Source organism: Arthrobacter sp. MDT2-3 (assembly GCF_059090465.1).
The window spans coordinates 1-483 of record NZ_JBNHFS010000019.1 but is presented as its reverse complement, the minus strand read 5'-3'; the positions used below and the strand labels follow the sequence as shown (position 1 = coordinate 483).

Below are 483 nucleotides of genomic sequence, written 5' to 3'. Positions count from 1 at the left end.
GCGTACATGCCGGGGGAGGCGTGGCCCTGGAAGAAGACCTGGTCCCCGCCGCCGGGGTGGTCCTTGCCGCGGAAGAAGTGGTTGAAGCCCACCTCGTACAGGGTCGCGGCCCCGGCGTAGGTGGAGATGTGCCCGCCCACGCCGATGTTCGGCCGCTGGGACCGGTGCACCATCACCGCGGCGTTCCACCGCATGTACGCCCGGTACCGGCGCTCGAACTCCTCGTTGCCGGGGAATTCTGCTTCCTGGTCCACCGGGATGGTGTTCACGTAATCGGTGGTGGTCACCATCGGCACCCCGACGCTCTGCGCACCGGCACGCTGCAGCAGGCTCCGCATGATGTATTGGGCACGCTCGGTACCCTGTTCCCTGATCAACGAATCCAGGGACTCAACCCACTCGGCGGTCTCTTCCGGATCACGATCAGGCAGCTGGTTAGTCAACCCGCTGAGGATATGGGAGGTATCTTCTCCTGCAGCCACG

The 483-nt window shown here is 65.2% G+C and carries 1 pseudogene; it reads right to left on the bottom strand.

Annotated elements, in window-relative coordinates:
• Window positions 1-482, bottom strand: a pseudogene (locus AC5RUQ_RS20935) (pyruvate dehydrogenase (acetyl-transferring), homodimeric type); the annotation flags it as partial.
• Between the last annotated feature and the right edge of the window lies 1 nt (window position 483).